The organism is Stenotrophomonas sp. 22DLJC03, from assembly GCF_056861405.1.
On the sequence record NZ_JBSPUG010000004.1, the window covers coordinates 124179 to 141144 of the forward strand.

Annotated in this window: 20 protein-coding genes and 2 pseudogenes; 12 read left to right on the plus strand and 10 right to left on the minus strand. The window is 66.1% G+C overall.

What is annotated here, in order from left to right; translation table 11 throughout:
• The first annotated feature begins 7 nt into the window (after positions 1-7).
• From AC13GA_RS15600 to AC13GA_RS15620, 5 genes are all read left to right on the plus strand, one after another.
• Positions 8-475, plus strand: coding sequence for a YiiD C-terminal domain-containing protein (locus AC13GA_RS15600; protein ID WP_008266702.1), 468 nt, complete (start codon positions 8-10; stop codon positions 473-475).
• Positions 476-507: 32 nt separating this feature from the next.
• Positions 508-933, plus strand: coding sequence for a hypothetical protein (locus tag AC13GA_RS15605; protein ID WP_014035526.1), 426 nt, complete (start codon positions 508-510; stop codon positions 931-933).
• A gap of 57 nt (positions 934-990) precedes the next feature.
• The gene (locus tag AC13GA_RS15610) at positions 991-1428 is read left to right on the plus strand and encodes a rhodanese-like domain-containing protein (protein WP_004134671.1); all 438 of its coding nucleotides are present in this window, start codon (positions 991-993) and stop codon (positions 1426-1428) included.
• Positions 1429-1528: 100 nt separating this feature from the next.
• Complete coding sequence (gene secB, locus AC13GA_RS15615) at positions 1529-2047, plus strand: protein-export chaperone SecB (protein ID WP_005407596.1); 519 nt, start codon at positions 1529-1531, stop codon at positions 2045-2047.
• A 20-nt stretch (positions 2048-2067) separates the two neighbouring features.
• A complete protein-coding gene (locus tag AC13GA_RS15620; RefSeq protein ID WP_021204061.1) occupies positions 2068-3093 on the plus strand; it encodes an NAD(P)H-dependent glycerol-3-phosphate dehydrogenase in 1026 nt (341 codons plus the stop codon).
• Between the two features lie 144 nt (positions 3094-3237).
• Here AC13GA_RS15620 and AC13GA_RS15625 read toward each other — a convergent pair whose 3' ends face one another.
• Positions 3238-3684: a YybH family protein gene (locus tag AC13GA_RS15625; RefSeq protein ID WP_482998560.1), complete on the minus strand. Its 447-nt coding sequence runs from the start codon at positions 3682-3684 to the stop codon at positions 3238-3240.
• Positions 3685-3819: 135 nt separating this feature from the next.
• On the opposite strand from AC13GA_RS15625, the gene AC13GA_RS15630 reads away from it, so the two are divergent.
• Positions 3820-4485 carry an Ivy family c-type lysozyme inhibitor gene (locus AC13GA_RS15630; protein WP_088480011.1) on the plus strand — a complete coding sequence of 222 codons (666 nt, stop codon included), beginning with the start codon at positions 3820-3822 and terminating at the stop codon, positions 4483-4485.
• A gap of 60 nt (positions 4486-4545) precedes the next feature.
• Here AC13GA_RS15630 and AC13GA_RS15635 read toward each other — a convergent pair whose 3' ends face one another.
• From AC13GA_RS15635 to AC13GA_RS15650, 4 genes and pseudogenes are all read right to left on the minus strand, one after another.
• Entirely contained in the window at positions 4546-4920 is a 375-nt protein-coding gene (locus tag AC13GA_RS15635) for a hypothetical protein (RefSeq protein WP_482998496.1), read from the minus strand.
• Between the two features lie 489 nt (positions 4921-5409).
• Positions 5410-6441, minus strand: a complete 1032-nt coding sequence (gene arsB / locus AC13GA_RS15640) for an ACR3 family arsenite efflux transporter (protein WP_482998497.1) — start codon at positions 6439-6441, stop codon at positions 5410-5412.
• A gap of 13 nt (positions 6442-6454) precedes the next feature.
• Positions 6455-6958 carry an arsenate reductase ArsC gene (locus tag AC13GA_RS15645; RefSeq protein WP_046985364.1) on the minus strand — a complete coding sequence of 168 codons (504 nt, stop codon included), beginning with the start codon at positions 6956-6958 and terminating at the stop codon, positions 6455-6457.
• Between the two features lie 40 nt (positions 6959-6998).
• Positions 6999-7325, minus strand: a pseudogene (locus tag AC13GA_RS15650) (ArsR/SmtB family transcription factor); the annotation flags it as partial.
• Positions 7326-7342: 17 nt separating this feature from the next.
• On the opposite strand from AC13GA_RS15650, the gene arsH reads away from it, so the two are divergent.
• Positions 7343-8071, plus strand: coding sequence for an arsenical resistance protein ArsH (gene arsH / locus AC13GA_RS15655; RefSeq protein ID WP_482998498.1), 729 nt, complete (start codon positions 7343-7345; stop codon positions 8069-8071).
• 24 nt (positions 8072-8095) lie between these two features.
• Here arsH and AC13GA_RS15660 read toward each other — a convergent pair whose 3' ends face one another.
• The 3 genes and pseudogenes from AC13GA_RS15660 to AC13GA_RS15670 form a co-directional block, all read right to left on the minus strand.
• Positions 8096-8788, minus strand: coding sequence for a murein L,D-transpeptidase (locus AC13GA_RS15660; RefSeq protein ID WP_136638498.1), 693 nt, complete (start codon positions 8786-8788; stop codon positions 8096-8098).
• A gap of 154 nt (positions 8789-8942) precedes the next feature.
• The gene (locus AC13GA_RS15665) at positions 8943-9215 is read right to left on the minus strand and encodes a hypothetical protein (RefSeq protein WP_012509703.1); all 273 of its coding nucleotides are present in this window, start codon (positions 9213-9215) and stop codon (positions 8943-8945) included.
• Positions 9216-9427: 212 nt separating this feature from the next.
• Positions 9428-10318 (minus strand): annotated as a pseudogene (locus AC13GA_RS15670) (DUF2268 domain-containing putative Zn-dependent protease).
• A 206-nt stretch (positions 10319-10524) separates the two neighbouring features.
• On the opposite strand from AC13GA_RS15670, the gene AC13GA_RS15675 reads away from it, so the two are divergent.
• The 5 genes from AC13GA_RS15675 to AC13GA_RS15695 all read left to right on the plus strand — a co-directional run bounded on the left by AC13GA_RS15675 (position 10525) and on the right by AC13GA_RS15695 (position 14045).
• The gene (locus AC13GA_RS15675; RefSeq protein ID WP_046985361.1) at positions 10525-11100 is read left to right on the plus strand and encodes an OmpO family porin; all 576 of its coding nucleotides are present in this window, start codon (positions 10525-10527) and stop codon (positions 11098-11100) included.
• 123 nt (positions 11101-11223) lie between these two features.
• The gene (locus AC13GA_RS15680) at positions 11224-11991 is read left to right on the plus strand and encodes a helix-turn-helix transcriptional regulator (RefSeq protein ID WP_428710235.1); all 768 of its coding nucleotides are present in this window, start codon (positions 11224-11226) and stop codon (positions 11989-11991) included.
• Between the two features lie 68 nt (positions 11992-12059).
• Positions 12060-12425 carry a VOC family protein gene (locus AC13GA_RS15685; RefSeq protein ID WP_253078125.1) on the plus strand — a complete coding sequence of 122 codons (366 nt, stop codon included), beginning with the start codon at positions 12060-12062 and terminating at the stop codon, positions 12423-12425.
• A 123-nt stretch (positions 12426-12548) separates the two neighbouring features.
• Positions 12549-13523: a Dyp-type peroxidase gene (locus AC13GA_RS15690; protein ID WP_046985359.1), complete on the plus strand. Its 975-nt coding sequence runs from the start codon at positions 12549-12551 to the stop codon at positions 13521-13523.
• A gap of 105 nt (positions 13524-13628) precedes the next feature.
• Positions 13629-14045, plus strand: a complete 417-nt coding sequence (locus AC13GA_RS15695) for a hypothetical protein (RefSeq protein ID WP_482998499.1) — start codon at positions 13629-13631, stop codon at positions 14043-14045.
• 108 nt (positions 14046-14153) lie between these two features.
• Here the strand turns inward: AC13GA_RS15695 and pnuC are convergent, their stop codons facing one another.
• Together pnuC and AC13GA_RS15705 are read right to left on the minus strand one after the other, a co-directional pair.
• A complete protein-coding gene (gene pnuC, locus AC13GA_RS15700; RefSeq protein ID WP_046985388.1) occupies positions 14154-14723 on the minus strand; it encodes a nicotinamide riboside transporter PnuC in 570 nt (189 codons plus the stop codon).
• An 8-nt stretch (positions 14724-14731) separates the two neighbouring features.
• Complete coding sequence (locus AC13GA_RS15705; protein WP_482998500.1) at positions 14732-16921, minus strand: TonB-dependent siderophore receptor; 2190 nt, start codon at positions 16919-16921, stop codon at positions 14732-14734.
• Between the last annotated feature and the right edge of the window lie 45 nt (positions 16922-16966).

Sequence of the window (16966 nt, forward strand, 5' to 3'; positions counted from 1 at the left end):
TGCTCCGATGTCCGTTGATGCTCTGACTTCCTCGCTGGCCGCCCTGCAGGACGTGCTGGACTGCATGCCGGCGGTCCGCGCCATGCAGATCCAGCTCGACGGTTATGCCGATGGCGTGCTGCGCATCACCGCGCCGCTGGCCGCCAACGTCAACGACAAGGGCAATGCCTTCGGTGGCAGCCTGGCCTCGGTGCTGACCCTGTCCGGCTGGGCGCTGGTCAGCCTGCGCCTGCGCCTGGCCGGCCACGATGCCGAGGTCTACGTGGCCGACAGCAACCTGCGCTACCTGGCCCCGGTCTACGAAGACCTGCACGCCCATGCCGAAGCCGCTGAGGCCAGCGGCTGGGATGCCTTCCTGAATACCTTCCGCCAGCGCCGCAAGGCGCGCATCAGCATCATCGCCACCCAGCCCGGGGCCGATGGCAAGCCCGCCGCCGAGTTCAGCGGTCGCTTCGTTGCCTTCGCCAAAGGGTAGGATGGCAGGCTGACGTTCTGGGGAAACCACCGATGCGCCGCCTCATCCAGTTCCTGATCTGTTCCCTGCTGCTGGCCAGCGCCGTGGCCTCGGCCGACGACCTCAGCCGCAAGCAGCGCAAGCTGCTGGAAGAGACCCAGATCGCCTACGGCGCCACCATCCGCTGGGGCAGCATGGACGATGCCATCGGCTATCTGGACCCCAAGCTGCGCAAGGAAAAGCCGCCCACCGAGTTCGAGCTCAACCGCTACGCGCAGCTGCGCGTGTCGTCCTACCGCGAGCGCAGCAGCGCCTCGCTGGACGGGGGCCTGGTCGAACGCCGCGTCGAAATCGGGGTGATCAACCAGAACACCCAGGCCGAGCGCACCGTGGTCGTGGTCGAGCGCTGGCGCTGGGACCCGGAAGCCAAGCGCTGGTGGCAGACCGCCGGCCTGCCGGACCTGTGGAAAGGGCAGTGACGGGCCGCGTCCGGCTTGTGCGACAATCGGCGCCCGCTTAATCGACCCGTGACCTGAGTGAATTACGAAGAGTTGCTGGCCTTTGCAGGCCGAAACCCGATGCTGTCCGCGGCCCTGGTCGGCCTGACCGTGGCCATCATCGTCACCGAGATCCGCCGCCTGTTCCGGGGCTTCAAGGGCATCAAGCCCGCCGAACTGACCCAGCTGATCAACGCGGGCGGCACGGTGGTGGTCGACCTGTCGGCCAGCGGTGACTTCGAGAAGGGCCACATTGCAGGCAGCCGCAATGCCCAGGCCAGTGCCTTCGGCCCGGACAACAAGCTGGTGGCCAACGCCAAGCAGTCGCCGGTGGTGCTGGTGTGCCGCAGCGGCAACGCCTCGGAAACCGCCGCCAAGGCGCTGAAGAAGGCCGGCTTCGAAAAGGTCTACGTGCTCGACGGCGGCATTCCCGCCTGGCAGCAGGCCGAGCTGCCGCTGGTCAAGGGCCGCAACTGATTGCCGCAGGTGGCGGATCCGGCCTTGTATGGGCCTGATGCCGCCCCCATCGCAGTAATTCGACCATCGTTTTCATTGCATTCACCTGGAGTTACTGGAAATGTCCGAAGAGATCACCAACGGCGCCGCTGCGCCGGTCGATGCCGCCACCGGCCCTGCTTTCACCGTCGAGAAGATCTACGTCAAGGACGTCTCCTTCGAGTCGCCGAACGCTCCGACCATCTTCAACGACCAGGTGCAGCCGGAGCTGCAGCTGAACCTGAACCAGCAGGTGCAGCGCCTGGGTGAGAACGCCTTCGAAGTCGTGCTGGCCGTGACCTTGACCTGCCAGGCCGGTGAGCGCACCGCCTATGTGGCCGAAGTGAAGCAGGCCGGCGTGTTCGGCCTGGTCGGCCTGGACCCGCAGTCGATCGACGTGCTGCTCGGCACCCAGTGCCCGAACATCCTGTTCCCGTACGTGCGCCAGCTGATCAGCGACCTGATCCAGGCCGGCGGCTTCCCGCCGTTCTTCCTGCAGCCGATCAACTTCGAAGGCCTGTACGCAGAAACCCTGCGCCAGCGCCAGGAGCAGGGCGACGCACCGTCGCTGGCTGACTCCGAGCCGGCTGGCAACGCCTGATTCCTGCCGCGACGTCACGGATGAGCACTCCCGCTGACAAGATCGCCGTGCTTGGCGCCGGTTCCTGGGGAACCGCGCTGGCCAGCCTGCTCGCACGGCACGGTCACCCGACCGTGCTGTGGGGGCGCGATGCTGCCGTGGTCGACGCCATCGACCAGCGCCACGAGAACCCGCGTTACCTGCCGGGCATCCCGCTGCCGGACAGCCTGCGTGCCACCACCGACCTGGCGTCGGCGGTGGAGGGCGCGGCCTGGATCCTGGTGGTGACCCCGTCGCATGCCTTCGGTGAAACCGTGCGTGCGCTGGCGCCGCTGCGTCCGGCCGGTGCCGGCGTGGCCTGGGCCACCAAGGGCTTCGAACCCGGTTCGGGCCGCTTCCTGCATGAAGTGGCGCGCGAAGTGCTGGGCGAGGACGTGCCGCTGGCCGTCGTCACCGGGCCGTCGTTCGCCAAGGAAGTGACCCAGGGCCTGCCGACGGCGATCACCGTGCACGGCGACGTGCCCGAGTTCGCGCAGACGGTGGCCGAGGCGATGCATGGCCCGGCGTTCCGTGCCTACACCGGCGACGACATGGTCGGTGCCGAGCTGGGCGGCGCGATGAAGAACGTGCTGGCCGTGGCTACCGGCGTGGCCGATGGCATGCAGCTGGGCCTCAACGCCCGTGCCGGCCTGATCACCCGTGGCCTCAACGAGATGCTGCGCCTGGCCGCTGCCATCGGCGCCAAGCCGGAAACGCTGATGGGCCTGGCCGGCCTGGGCGACCTGGTGCTGACCTGCACCGGCGACCTGTCGCGCAACCGCCGCCTGGGCCTGGCCCTGGGCCGTGGCCAGACGCTGCAGGATGCCGTGCGCGAAATCGGCCAGGTGGTCGAGTCGGTGCAGACCGCCGACGAAGTGATGCGACAGGCGCGCCGCCATGGCATCGACCTGCCGATCTCCGACCGCGTGCGTGCCGTGCTGCACGGCGAGCAGACACCGGAAGAAGGCCTGCGCGCATTGCTGGCGCGGGAACAGAAACCGGAATACCCGGACACGCTGTTCAAGTGAATCGAAAAACCCCGGCCCAGTGCCGGGGTTTTTTTTGTGCGCGCCCCATCCACGCATGGCGTGGATCTACGATGGACCCCGCTTCTGGTAGCTGCCAACCTTGGTTGGCGCCCGGTAGCGCCGGGCCATGCCCGCCGGCATTCATCACCGCGCCCGTGGCGGCGCGCTGGTGTTGTCCATGTCCGAGAAGATCAACCACGGCCCATCGCCCACGCGCTTCAACGTGAGCGTGAACTTGCCGGTATCGACCACGTTGCTGCCGTAGCGGTAGGCACCAATGATGTAGCCCGTGTTGCCCTCCATCGAATACGCCAGGGCACGCAACCGCAACGGGCTGCTGCCCTGGCCGGCATACGCAGCCTCGATCGCACTGCGGCCGCGCACCGGCGGCTGGTTGCTCTGCAGCACAAAGCCATCCTCGGCGAACAGCGCAGCCAGTGCCTTGGCATCACCGTTGCGCCACGCCTGCTCATAGTCGCGCAGTACACGGTCCAGCGGTGCGGGGAGGGCTGCATCGGGGAGAGGCTTCGCGCCTTCTGCATCGTGGGCAATTGCTGGCGATGCCAGCAGCAGGGCACTGCAGAAGATCATGGCGAGTCGTGTGCGGCGCATGCGTCCGGCTCCAGGCGATGACGGGAAGCTACCAACGCATCCTAGCGCGGTGCTGGTTAGAATCACGCGGCCGCCGACTCGGCCGATGCAGCGCAGATCAGACAAGGACACGCGATGAAGATGCGAATCACAGGGATGGCGACGATGGCTGCGCTGCTGGCAGCCTGCGGGCAGGCACCGGCGCCGGATGCAGCACCGGCCGCACCGGCACCGACCACCGAAGCACCGGCCGCCGCAGCAACAGTGGTCGAAAAGGAACCGTCCATCGAAGACGGTGTGGACCCCTCGGTGTGGGACAACGAAGGCGAACCGGAAGACCCGAGCGCTGGCGGCGAACTCACCTGTGCGGACAACCCGCTGGCGACGCATTTCTTCACCCTGGTGGGTGGCAACACCGTGGACGACTGCGGCCGCAAGGACGCGAAGGTGCTGGCCGCGTTCAACACCCTGATGAAGAACACGGCGGCGGCCGAATCCGCCGACAAGGAGATTCCCTCGCTGCGCGAACGCCTGTTGAGCGGACCCAGCGGGCCTGGCGAACTGTTAGTGCTGCAGGGCGAGCCGTGGTGGTTCTACACCGCCTGCCAGGCCCACGACTGTCCCGGCACCGCGTTGGCAATGCTGTACTCGCCCGATCAGTCGAAGATGGTCGGCCGTCTTACCGCGCGCTGCCGTGTGTGGTGGCTGGGTGAGCCGACGGCGGAACAACGTGCGCAGATCGACCAGCGCCAGCCACTGCAGGATGCCGCGTTGAAGGAAGACGGCGCGCCCTGCGAGTGATGTGGCGCGCGCCGCAGCGCCGGGCCGTGCCCGGCGTTGCAGTGAGCGTCGTTCCCCGTGTCACCCTTCCGGGCGCATGCGTGCGCTGACCTGTGCGGTCAGCGACAGACTGGCCATCATCAGGCCCTCCATCACGCGGTCGCCCACGTACTCCTCGTCGGGACCGTTCTGGCGCACGCGCTCGGCAGCCAGCAGCATTTCCAGCGCCACGCGCAGGCCGGTCAATGCGCAATCCGCGTCGGCCAGCGCCATGCGGCGGCCGGGCATCTGATGACGTTCGGGCCAGGGCTGGCCGTCGGCGGCCGCGCCCTTGCCGATGCGGTTGAGGGTGGCGATGAAGGTGTTCGGATCGGCCGCAGGGGTGTGATCTGGCGACTCACCGGCATTGGCGGGCGAGTGATGCGGATGCAGGCGCGGGAAGTCCGGTGAGGTCATGGCAATGCTCCGTGCAGGACAGACGGTAGCCGCCACACAAAGGTGGCGGGCGGAGACGTGGCTCGAAAACCGGGAGATCACGAACAAGACCGGCAGGCGCAAGGCCTCCACGCTCCGCCCGCCATAGTCGGCAGACGGAATGCCAGCCGGCGCCACGCGGGGTGACGCCGGCTGGCAAGCGCAAACAACGTTCGTGATCTAACGGGTTTTCGAGGCCCGGCCACCCATTTTCCGGTGGCCCACCATCTGTGCCGCCGTCGCTGCGCAACGCCAATCAGAAGAGTTGCATTCAACGCTGGATCAAAGACGCTTTCGGCATTTTTGCATGCTGTTAAGCCGTCGCAGACGCAGGCGGCGCAACGTCCGTAGCGGCATGGGGAATATGCGACATGGGTCGAAGTTGATGACGTGGCGTACGGGTACCCCACCAAGCCGATGACGACAGTGCGGAGTGAAGAGCGTAGATCGACTTCGACGCACTCCGGTATGTCAGTGCTCTTCGCGTCTCTCGTACCAGGCTTGAGTACGATTCACGATCCGCACAACAGAAAGCATGACCGGCACCTCGATCAGCACGCCCACCACCGTCGCCAGCGCCGCCCCCGAATGCACGCCGAACAGCCCCACCGCTGTCGCCACCGCCAGCTCGAAGAAGTTGCTGGCACCAATCAACGCCGAAGGACCGGCCACGCAATGCGCCACGCCCAGCCGACGGTTGAGCAGGTAGGCCAGGCCCGAAGTGAAATAGACCTGGATCAGGATGGGCACCGCAATCAGCGCGATCACCAGGGGTTGTTCAACGATCTGACGGCCTTGGAACCCGAACAGCAGCACCAGCGTGAGCAGCAGGGCGGACAGGGAAAGCGGCCCCAGCCTTCGAAGCGCACGTTGCAGGCCCGCCTCGCCGCTGAGCAACAGGATCCAGCGCCGCAGCAGCGCGGCCACCAGCACGGGCGCCACAATGTAGAGGCTCACCGACAACAGCAAGGTGTCCCACGGCACGCTGATCGCCGACAGGCCGAGCAGCAGCGCAACTACCGGCGCATACGCGACCACCATGATCGCGTCGTTCAGGGCCACTTGGCTCAGCGTGAAGTTGGCATCGCCGCGGCACAGGTTGCTCCACACGAACACCATGGCGGTGCAGGGCGCGGCCGCCAGCAGGATCAGCCCGGCGATGTAGCTGTCGATCTGCCCGGGCGGCAACCAGTCGGCGAAGGCATGGCGCAGGAACAGCCAGCCCAGCAGCGCCATCGAGAACGGCTTGACCGCCCAGTTGATGAACAGCGTCACCCCGATGCCCTTCCAGTGCTGCTGCAACTGACGCATCGCGCCGAAGTCGACCTTCAGCAGCATCGGGATGATCATCAGCCAGATCAGCACTGCAACCGGCAGGTTGACCTTGGCCACTTCGGCGGAGGCCAGCACCGCGAAGGCATCGGGCAGGACGTGGCCCAGCAGCGTGCCCATCGCAATGCACAGCACAACCCACAGGGTCAGGTGTCGCTCGAACAGGCTCATGGCAGTGGCACCGTCACTGCGTGCCGTCGATCGGCAGCAGCTGGCCGATCCGGTCCAGCGCGTGCTGCAGCGCTTCGCGTTCGGACCACACCGATTCGGGCAGTGCGAGCAGCGCACGCAGGCGGGTTTTCACGATGGCATGAGCCAGCGCGAAGGCTGCGGTCTTGTCGGCATCGCTGCCTGCTACGGCGGCCGGATCGGGCAGGCCCCAATGGCTGCGGATGAAGTCCCCGAACACCACAGGGCAGGCTTCGGCAGCAGCGGAGTCACACACGGTAATCACCAGATCCATCGGAGCCGCATCCACGAACTCATCCCACGATTTGCTGCGCAGCCCTTCAATGGGCATTCCTTCGGCCTGCAACTGGGCCAGCGCGAATGGATTGACCTGACCGGTGGGCTGGCTGCCGGCGCTGAAGGCGGTGAAGCGGTCGCCGCCCCAGGCGCGCAGGGTGGCTTCGGCAAGCACGCTGCGGGCGCTGTTGCCGGTACAGAGGAACAGGACAGAACGGGTCATGGGGCAATCGCCTCGATGGGGCAGGTCGTGTGCGGTACCAGCACTTGCAGGCGGGTGCTGCGGACGAGCACTCATCGCTGGGTGAGCCCGCGCAGCAGTTGTGCGTGAGGTACTCGATCAAGCCGTTCATGGCATCGAAGTTGGCCCGATAGCACACATGGCGGCCCTGGCTTTCGCTCTCTACCAGGCCGGCCTGCACCAGCTCCTTCAGGTGGAAGCTGAGCGTAGCCGGTGGCACCTGCAGGGCCGTGGCGATGTCGCCAGCCATGCGTCCTGCCGGGCCGGCCTCCACCAGCAGGCGGAAGGCAGCCAGGCGGGTGGCATGACCCAGGGCAGTCAGGGCAGTGATTGCATTCAACGTTTCCATATTTCTAGAATAGTCGAATGAATAAGCCAATCACAAGTGCCCACCTGCCGAACCTGGTAGAAGCCTCGCTGCCCCAGCCCGATCACCACCAGCTCGCCGCCACCGATCTGGGGCCACCACGCATCCTCCTGCTCTACGGCTCGCTTCGGCCGCAGTCGTTCAGTCGCAAGCTGGCGCTGGAAGCCGAGCGGCTGCTGCACTACCTGGGGTGCGAGACCCGCGTGTTCGATCCGCATGCGCTGCCCATGCTGGACAGCGTGGACAAGAGCCACCCCGAAGTGCAGCGGTTGCGTGCGTGGTCGCAGTGGTCGGAAGGCCAAGTCTGGGTCAGCCCCGAGCGGCACGGGACGATCACCGGTGTGTTCAAGAACCAGATCGACTGGTTGCCACTGGAAGACGGCAGCGTGCGCCCCACACAGGGCAGGACGCTGGCGGTGATGCAGGTGAGCGGCGGTTCGCAGTCGTTCAACACGGTCAACACGCTGCGCGTACTTGGTCGTTGGATGCGCATGCTGACCATCCCCAACCAGTCATCGGTGGCCAAGGCCTGGCTGGAGTTCGATGACGATGGACGAATGAAGCCCTCGCCGTACTACGACCGCGTGGTGGATGTGATGGAGGAACTGGTGAAGTTCACGCTGCTGACGCGAGGGCGGTCGGACTACCTGGTGGACCGCTACAGCGAACGCAAGGGCGATGCGCATGCCGCTGCATTGGCGCGGGCCGCGGGCGCTGCGGCTTCCTGAATTCCTGATCCGCCGATGGGCGCATTACTTGCTTGCGCGCCGCGCGCCCTTCTCGTCTTCGTCCTTGGCATCCCCACGGCTCTGCGCGAACTCCGGGAATGTCTTCGCGATCGAATCCTTGTCCGGCAGGATGTAGAACACGCCGCCCTTCTCGAACGTGGATTGCACAATCTGCTCGTAGAACGCGGGCGTGACGTTGATGCAGCCGTGCGTAACGCGGTTGTCGTCCGGCGAAGGTGATGCCAGCCGTTCGGCGCGCTTCTCTTTCGGGGTGCCTGGCGGAAGCGGGTGCATCGAGACGGCGGAATCGTAGTCCACCCACAGCACGCGTCCGGCATCGTCGGAGGGGCCGTAGCCACCAATGAAACGGCCCGCTGGGGTGGTGCGGTCATGGCCTGGAATCGCACTCAGCGCGAGCTTGGCAACGCCGGGTGCAGAGTGATCGCCGATGGCCGAACCGAACAGCGCCGGTGCCGCGCCGCGCAGCTTGCCGTCGCCGCCGAAGACCAGTACCTGCGCAGCCGCCTTGTCCATGATCGCGAACGGATAACCCTGGTTGTCCTTGCTGGCGACCACCCAGCCGGCCAGTTCGATCACCGTCTCGGAGACGCTCTGGTCAGCGGGAAGTTCATCAACGGCGGCACTCCGCTGTTCAGGCGCTTCCTTGTCCTTGCCCTTGGCGCTGGCTGCGCCGCTGCACGCTACGGCCAGTGCCAACATCAACACAGGGAGGGCACGACGTGCAGGGGAGGAGGAGGTACGAATGGGACGGCTCCTTGCATTGAGACCGCGGGTGGAAGGACGCCAGTGGCCCGCGAAGGCCACTGGTTCCCGATACAGAGGTGGATCAATTCAAACGGTGAGGGAGCGATCAGCCGCGCGGCTTGCGGCCGGCAGGTGCCCTTTCAAGCTGCTGCACGCGGCCTTCGATCTGGTCCAGACGCTGGTTGGCCTGCTGCGCCGACTGGTTGGCGGACTCGGCACTCTGGGCGGCGCCCTGCACCTTTACATCGAGCTGGTCGAGACGCGAGTTGATCGTTGCAAACTCGTTCTTGTAAGAGGCGCAAGCGCCAAGGCTCACGGTGGCGATGAGCGCCACGCTGAGTGCACGGGCCATCTTCATGTGTTGCGAGGTCAGTTTCATTCCACTCCCTCCTTCGTCTGGGGAAGCTGGAATATAGCGGCGTTTGTTCCCGGCGCTACCAAGCGCTTTCAGCTGCAGTTGGAAGACGTGGATGGGCTGTGAAGGTCGGTAAATCAACAAACCTTAACAAGCGGGATCAAGCGAGCTGATCTGCACCGGCGGATCGCCTTGTGCCTGTTCAATATCACCCATTCACCAGCATGAAGCCGGCATCACGGCATCTGCGCCTGCGTGCTTCCGCCTGCTCCGCACGCAGGTTGCCATCCACTTGCTTCCAGCAGCGCTGCAGCGTTTCCAGGCTGGACATTCAGTAGTTAGGCGATGGCGTTGTGCATGTCGGGCGCGCGCGCAATATAGGCATGGGCGATGCGGTAGCCCGTCCAGTAGCCGAGGTCTCCGCGGCGCGTGTTGTCGCCGGGGCCGTTGTACAGCCACTTCGAAAGATCGGTACCCATGCTGTCCTGCAGGAACGCGCGCTCCAGCGCTCACTCGCGACCCTGCGTCCAACCCTGCAGATGCGCGTTGGACGGTTGCCCGGAGATCCGTTCTCCCACGTATTCGGCGCCGCCTTCCACCAGCGTCTGATAGAGCAGGGTGGGCTGCTCGACTTCCACGCGTGCACCGGGCTGTTGCACATGCACCCAGTCGTTGCACAGCGCTTCCAGTCCGATGACCACACCTGCTTCGGTGGTAACGCCACCACTGTTGCCGCGGCCCACCAGTACGGTGACCGAGGGAAAGCGCGCAGACGGCAACAGGGCGCCCAGCTGATCGACGGCAGCGGCGACGCGCGTGCGGATCGATGGCAATGCTGTGGTTCTCGCTTTCGCAAACAGTGACGGCTTGTCCTGGATAGCCCTGGCCAGCCGCTCCATCGAGCCGATACGGCTGTCGGTGAAGCTGCGCAGGGCATCCGTACCCGCATCCAGGCAGCCGTGCTGCAGATCATCGGCGCTTGGGCGCCCGTGGTTGGCGTCCAGCACCTTGAAGAAGCACGTGACATCGTCTGTCTGTACGACGATGCGCCCGGCAGGAACGACGCGCTCAGCCGCCTGTGCCTGCAGCAGCGCGACCGGCGAGGTGATCAGGATCAGCGCCCGCATCAAGCATCGAGCGTGGTGCGCGCAAGAAGCCGCCGGCAATGCCATGCGGAGTTCCCTGAACGGGAACCATATTTATACACCAGTCAGTTCAATATTCAGGGTCGATTAGACCCTCTAACGGATAATTCACACCTGTCGACCGCCTCTTCTCTCTCCCCCTCCCGGGAGGCGGTCGACGAAACCAAAATAATTAAAGGTGTGTCCCGATGAACAAGAATTCGCTGCTTGCCCTGGGTCTTCTGGCTGCTCTGCCGTTCGCTGCATCGGCGACCGATGGCCTGTCGTACAACTACGTTGAAGGCGGCTACGTGAACACCGATGCCAAGGGCGGCGACGCCGATGGCTGGAAGGTGAAGGGTTCCGTTGCGGTGCACCCGAACTTCCACGTCTTCGGCGACTACAGCGCCCAGGAGACCGACAAGTTCAAGAATGACGTCGACCAGTGGCGCCTGGGTGTCGGTTACAACTACGGCATCGCACCGAACACCGACCTGGTGGCCCGTGTTGCCTACCAGAAGTACGACGAGAAGCGCGGCCTGGACTTCAACGGCTACTCCACCGAAGTGGGCGTGCGCACTGCGTTCAACCCGTACGTCGAAGGCTACGTGATGGCCGGCTACGAAGATTTCACCAAGAAGCACGGCATCAACCCGGACGGCGAGTTCTACGGCCGCGTCGGCGCCACCGCCAAGTTCAACCAGAACTGGGGCCTGAGTGGCGAAGTGAAGCTGGCCAAGGCCGGCGACCGCGAGTGGTTCGTGGGCCCGCGCTTCACCTGGTAACAAACGCCTGTCGTTAGTGCGTGTTGTGCTGGCGTGTGACTCTCTCTCTCTCCCACACGCCAACCGAAGCCCGGCCTCGCGCCGGGCTTCACTTTTATGGGCTTCTGGGCGCCACAATGCGGCATGGGCGACCCTTCCTCCCTCGCAGGTACCGGCACGGCCTATCAGGAGCACCGGGCGCCAGCGCCGCTACGTGGCCATTTCGGCCAGCTATGGCAGAGCCAGCTCGCTGCGGATGCCGATGGCCATATCACCGTGCTGCCCGATGGCTGCGTGGACATCCTCTGGCGTGACGGCGCGTTGTTCGTGGTCGGCCCGGATCGTGTGGCTGCGCATCCGGCGCTTGCACCCGGTGCGCAGGTGCTGGGTGCGCGCTTTCGTCCCGGCCAGGCGTTGGCCGCTTTGGGATTGCCATTGGCCGGCATCATTGGACAGGCGGTGCCGTTGGCCGATCTGAAGGGCGGATGGGCCACAGCAGCCGCTGCATCCATTGGCGATACCGCGCCGGCCCAACGATTGCAGCGGATGGCGCAGTGCCTGCAGCAGCACATGGGCGCGGCGGCCCTCGACGTGCAGGCGCAACGGGCGCATGTGTTGTTCCACGCGCTTGGCCGTGGCCAAGCTACGCTGGACGAGCTGGCGGCAGGCTTGAACCTGAGCCCGCGCAGCCTGCGCCGTTTCAGCCAGGCGCAGTTCGGCTACGGCGCCAAGACGCTGGAGCGGATCCTGCGCCTGCAACGCTTCCTGCGCCACAGCCGTGGGTTGCCGCAGCATTCGTTGGCGATGCTGGCCACCGATACTGGCTACGCCGACCAGGCCCATCTCAGCCGCGAGGCCCGCGAACTGGCCGGCATGACCGCCCGCGAACTGCGCCGGGAGTGGGGACAATGATGGCCGTTTCGTTCAAGACCGGCAGACCACGCTGATCGATGCTGCAGGCTCCAACCACGGAGTCCGTCATGAGCCACGCCACCCCCGGTGCCGAACGCCGCATCGACAACATCGAATTCAACGTCGCCGACATCGCCCGCAGCAAACGCTTCTACGGCGAGGTATTCGGGTGGTGCTTCACCGACTACGGCCCCGCCTATACCGAGTTCGACGATGGTCGCCTGAAAGGTGGTTTCGTTTCCGACGCGCCGGTGCGTGCGCACGGTGGTCCGCTGGTCATTCTCTACTGCGCGGACCTGGCGGATGCGCAGCAGCGCGTGGTCGCTGCCGGTGGCGAGGTGGTGCAGGCGGTATTCGCCTTCCCCGGTGGCCGTCGCTTCCACTTCCGCGATCTGGATGGCTACGAGCTGGCGGTCTGGAGTGATGTGGATTGAGGTCTTCGTACCTTCGCCGGTGGACGGAACGAGAACCGCTCCGTCCCCGGTCAGGTGGTTCCGCTATGATCGCCCGCACATCGCTACACGCGATGCGCCCGCCTCAAGCCAGCAGGAACCGTCGTGAACTCCCAGCCCGCACCGATCACCGCCCTCAACCACACGCTCGACAACGAGCCGCAGCAGATCACCGCGCCACTGACCCATTCGGCGGCGTTCCTGGTGCTGAAGGTGAAGGATGACGAGGCATCGATCGCAAAGGCGCGCGAGGTACTGGCCAGCACCGACGACCTGATCAAGAACACCGCCATCCGCGAGATCGAGCGCACCTTCACCTGCAACGTGGCCATTGGCCACCGCGTGTGGCAGCCGCTGGTGGGTACCACGCCGCCGCGTGAGCTGGCGCCGTTCCGCGAGATCAAGGGCGCGACCCACACCGCGGTGTCCACGCCGGGCGACCTGCTGTACCACATCCGTGCGCGCACCATGGACCTGATCGTGGCGTTCGAGCGCAACCTGCTGATGGCGTTCGGTGATGCGGTGGAAACGGTCGATGACGTGGCCGGCTTCCGCTATTTCGATGGCCGCGACCTGCTCGATTTCGTCGATGGCACCGCCAACCCGGAAGGGCTGTCGCTGCCGGAAGCCACCATCGTGGGCGAGGAAGACCCGGAGCACGCCGGTGGCAGCTACGTGGTGGTGCAGAAGTACCTGCACAACCTCGATGCCTGGCGCGCACAGAAGACCGAAGCGCAGGAAGCGATCATCGGCCGCACCAAGCACGACAACATCGAGCTGGATGATGCGCCGGCCGATGCGCAGAAATCGCACAAGACGCTGTGCACCATCGAGGATGCCGACGGCGAGCACGAGATCCTGCGCGACAACATGCCCTTCGCCAACCCGGGCCGTGGCGAGTACGGCACCTACTTCATCGGCTACACGCGCCACCTGTGGGTGATAGAGAAGATGCTCGAGCGCATGTTCATCGGCAATCCCGCGCCGCTGCATGACCGCATCCTCGATTTCTCCACCGCCACCACCGGCGTGACCTTCTTCGCGCCCTCGCGCAAGGTGCTGGCCGACCTGGGCGACTGATCGCGCCAGGCCTGCGGTCTACGCGCCGGCCATTACCGCCCGCCATCTGCCTGTCATCTACCGCGCCGACCATCAGACGTTGGATGGAAGCGCAGGAGGCTGGCGATGGTCATGGCAGGAAACAGGACCGGCGCGCGCCGCTGGTGGCGGCCGTTGGCCGCGCTGTTCGGTGCGCTCGCACTTGGAAGTGCCAGCGTTTCCGCGCAGGAGGCTCCCGCACACTGGATGGCCTATGCCGCCGCCGTGGGCGGCCAGCTGCAGCAGCGCCTGCAGCAGGAGCAGGATCCGCGGGCGCAGCGCGTGCTGGAATGGATGCAGGCACACCCGGATACGCCGACGCCGTTGCCGGTGAGCGTGTGGATCGCGGCGGATGGCCGCATTTCGAAACTCGAATTCGGCAGCCTGGGCGACGCCCAGATCGACGCCGACCTGCGCGCGACATTGCAGTCCGCGCCGTTTCAGGCCGCCCCACCGGCTGACATGCGCCAGCCGCTGCGGCTGGGCCTGCTGCTTACCCAGTAGATCCACGCCATGCGTGGATGGGCCTGGTAGATGCCGACCTTGATCGGCAGGCGTGCGCCAACCAAGGTTGGCGACAACCGGTAAACCCCGGCCACGCACGGCGTGGCTCTACTGCGTTGCCACCTGCGGTTCACGCGCAGCTGCGCTCCATGCGCGCAGCCCGAACACGGCCAGGCCGAGGAAGAACACGTACAGCGCCGCGGTCACATGCAGCGACTTGAACAGGTACGCACCCACGTACACCACGTCCACCGCGATCCACACCCACCAGCAGGCCACGTGGCGGCGTGCCTGCCACCACTGGCCGACCAGGCTCAGCGCGGTCAGCATCGCGTCCAGCCACGGCAGCGCGGCATCGGTGAAGGTGTGCATGGCCGCACCCAGCGCCACGCCACCGCAGAGGCCGATGGCCAGGTCGCGCAGCAGCTTGCCGCGCGCCAGTGGCACGATGCGGACGCTGCCCTCGTCGGCGGCGTGCTGCCGCCAGTTGAGCCAGCCGTAGACCAGGAAGCCACCGAAGGCGACCTGCAGCAGGGTGTCCGAGTACAGCTTGGCCTCGGCGAACACCAGGCCATACAGCATCACCGACAGCAGGCCCACCGGCCACGCCACCAGCCGGCGCTTGGCCATCAGCCAGACGCCGAGGATGCTGCACAGTGCGGCGGCCCACTCCAGCATCAGGCCGCTCACAGCGCGAACGTCACCGACAGGCGGGCCTGTCGCGGTGCGCCGGGGAACAGGTAGTAGTCACCGCCGCTGCTGCCGGTATCGCGCCAGTAGAAGCGGTTGAACACGTTGTCCACCGACAGGTTCCAGGTCACCGCACGCTCGTGCAGGCGATGCTGGAAGCGCAGGCCGGCATCGAACACCGAGTAGTCCGGTGCGCGCGCACCACCATCGGCGCGGGCGACATTGGCACCGGCATAGCGCCAGCCGCCGGTCACGTCCAGGCCCTGTACGAACGGCAGCGCATAGGCCACGTGCACGCTGGCGCGCACCTTCGGCACGTTCACCAGCTGATGGCCTTCATAGGCGGGCGTGCCGGTGTCGCGCGCGCGTGCCCGCAGCACGCTGGCGCTGGCCACGATCTGCAGCGCATCGGTCAGCTGGCCATTGGCGGTCAGCTCCAGGCCGGTGTGGGTCTGCTTGCCTTCCTCGACGAAGGTGTAGCCGACATCGCTGCCGTCCGGCTTGGCGTACTGGTACGGCTGCGAAATGCGGAACAGCGCCGCGCCCAGGGTCAGCGCCTCGACCGGCATGTACTTCACACCCACTTCCAGCTGCCGCGACTGCACCGATGGCAGGAAGGTATCGGCGTTGCTGGTCCAGAACGGCGCTTCCTGGCCCAGCGAGATGCCGCGCACATAGCTGGCATAGGCATTGAGCTGGTCGGTGGCCTTCCACACCACGGCGGTCTGCGGCAGGAAACGCGACAGGCGGCTGTGCCGCTGCGGGGTACCACGCTTGTCGTAGGCACGCTCGTCCAGGCGCACGAAGCGGCCGCCGGCCAGCCACTGCCAGTCATCACCGAAGCTCATCCGGTCCAGCGCGAAGAACGCGGTCTGGCGGCTGTCCAGGCGCCGTGCGGACGGCCCTGGCATCTTCGGCGACGGTTCGAACACCGGCACCTGCGCATCGTGGATGTTGCTGGTGCCGACGTACTCGTTGACGCTCGGGCGCTTGTCCACGGTGCGGCGGAAGTAGTCGGCACCGATGGTCAGCTCATGGCCGACGCTGCCGGTCTCGAAGCGGCCGCGCAGCTCGGCACGGGCCTGCTGGTTGCGGCGGGTGTCGTCCGGGCTGCGGTAGTCGTAGACGTCGTAGTCGCCATTGGGCGCGAAGTAGTTGCCCGGCACACTGCCATCGGCGCACTGCGCGGCGTAGTAGCAACCGTAGGCGAAGGCGACGTTGTCATCGATCACCGAGCGGCTGTGGCCGACCGAGACGCGCGACTGCCAGGCATCGTTGAAATCGTAGGTATGCAGCGCGGTGATGTTGGTGCTGGCAATGTCGACCGGACGCTGCCATGGCTGGTAGCCCAGCAGGAATTCGCGATCCACGCCGTGTGGCAGCTCGCGCGCGCCCAGCAGCTGGTAGCCGGACACCGAGCGCTGAGAACTGGTCTGGTAGTTGGCATCCACTTCCAGCTTGCCGCGTTCGCCGATCAGCCAGTCGGCGGCCAGCGAATAGAAGTTGCGACGGCCATCGGCGTGCTCGACATAGGAATTGCTGGAGTCCCATGCGGCATTCAGGCGCAGGCCGAAACGCGGAGTGATCCAGTGGCCGACATCGACGGCGACGTAGCGCGAGCCTTCCGAATCGGTGCCGAGCGTGGCGCTGCGCACTTCGGCCGGGCGCTTGCCGATGTAATTGATGATGCCGCCGGGCGCCATCACGCCTGCGGCCAAGCCGGCTTCACCCTTGAGGATCTCCACCGACTGCACGTTCTCCAGCGCAAGGCGCTGTTCGCCGGCGATGGACAGGCCGTTGAAGCGGTAGCCGGTGGCGGCGTCCAGCGCGAAACCGCGGATGGCGATGTTCTGGTAGTAGCCCACCGGCGCATAGGCATCACCCAGCGAGGCATCGTTGCTGGCCAGCTCGGACAGCGAACGCACCTGGCGGCGGTCGAGGTAGTCGCGCTCAAGCACGTTCACCGACGCCGGCGTGTCCTTCCAGGAACCACCACCGAAGGCGTTCACGCGCGAGGTATCGGCCTTCGGCTTGCCGGCCTGCACGCGCACCGCCGCCAGTTCGGTCGGCGAACGCTCGGCGCCGGTGGCAGCCGCATCGGGGGACGCCTCGGCTTCGCTGGCGTGCAGCGGCAGCGCGGCGCAAAGGGCGAGGGAGAGCAGGGTGGGGCGCAGGCAGCGGTTCATTCGGTTCGTCTTCGGACAACAAGGGAGACGAAGCGACGGCGCGCA

Bases quoted from the DNA above. Each gene is read 5' to 3' on its own strand.
- AC13GA_RS15600 (WP_008266702.1), top strand. From the start codon at position 8: ATGTCCGTTGATGCTCTGACTTCCTCGCTGGCCGCCCTGCAGGACGTG.
- AC13GA_RS15605 (WP_014035526.1), top strand. From the start codon at position 508: ATGCGCCGCCTCATCCAGTTCCTGATCTGTTCCCTGCTGCTGGCCAGC.
- secB (WP_005407596.1), top strand. From the start codon at position 1,529: ATGTCCGAAGAGATCACCAACGGCGCCGCTGCGCCGGTCGATGCCGCC.
- AC13GA_RS15620 (WP_021204061.1), top strand. From the start codon at position 2,068: ATGAGCACTCCCGCTGACAAGATCGCCGTGCTTGGCGCCGGTTCCTGG.
- AC13GA_RS15625 (WP_482998560.1), bottom strand. From the start codon at position 3,684: ATGATCTTCTGCAGTGCCCTGCTGCTGGCATCGCCAGCAATTGCCCAC.
- AC13GA_RS15630 (WP_088480011.1), top strand. From the start codon at position 3,820: ATGAAGATGCGAATCACAGGGATGGCGACGATGGCTGCGCTGCTGGCA.
- AC13GA_RS15635 (WP_482998496.1), bottom strand. From the start codon at position 4,920: ATGACCTCACCGGACTTCCCGCGCCTGCATCCGCATCACTCGCCCGCC.
- arsB (WP_482998497.1), bottom strand. From the start codon at position 6,441: ATGAGCCTGTTCGAGCGACACCTGACCCTGTGGGTTGTGCTGTGCATT.
- AC13GA_RS15645 (WP_046985364.1), bottom strand. From the start codon at position 6,958: ATGACCCGTTCTGTCCTGTTCCTCTGTACCGGCAACAGCGCCCGCAGC.
- arsH (WP_482998498.1), top strand. From the start codon at position 7,343: ATGAATAAGCCAATCACAAGTGCCCACCTGCCGAACCTGGTAGAAGCC.
- AC13GA_RS15665 (WP_012509703.1), bottom strand. From the start codon at position 9,215: ATGAAACTGACCTCGCAACACATGAAGATGGCCCGTGCACTCAGCGTG.
- AC13GA_RS15675 (WP_046985361.1), top strand. From the start codon at position 10,525: ATGAACAAGAATTCGCTGCTTGCCCTGGGTCTTCTGGCTGCTCTGCCG.
- AC13GA_RS15680 (WP_428710235.1), top strand. From the start codon at position 11,224: ATGGGCGACCCTTCCTCCCTCGCAGGTACCGGCACGGCCTATCAGGAG.
- AC13GA_RS15685 (WP_253078125.1), top strand. From the start codon at position 12,060: ATGAGCCACGCCACCCCCGGTGCCGAACGCCGCATCGACAACATCGAA.
- AC13GA_RS15695 (WP_482998499.1), top strand. From the start codon at position 13,629: ATGGTCATGGCAGGAAACAGGACCGGCGCGCGCCGCTGGTGGCGGCCG.
- pnuC (WP_046985388.1), bottom strand. From the start codon at position 14,723: ATGCTGGAGTGGGCCGCCGCACTGTGCAGCATCCTCGGCGTCTGGCTG.
- AC13GA_RS15705 (WP_482998500.1), bottom strand. From the start codon at position 16,921: ATGAACCGCTGCCTGCGCCCCACCCTGCTCTCCCTCGCCCTTTGCGCC.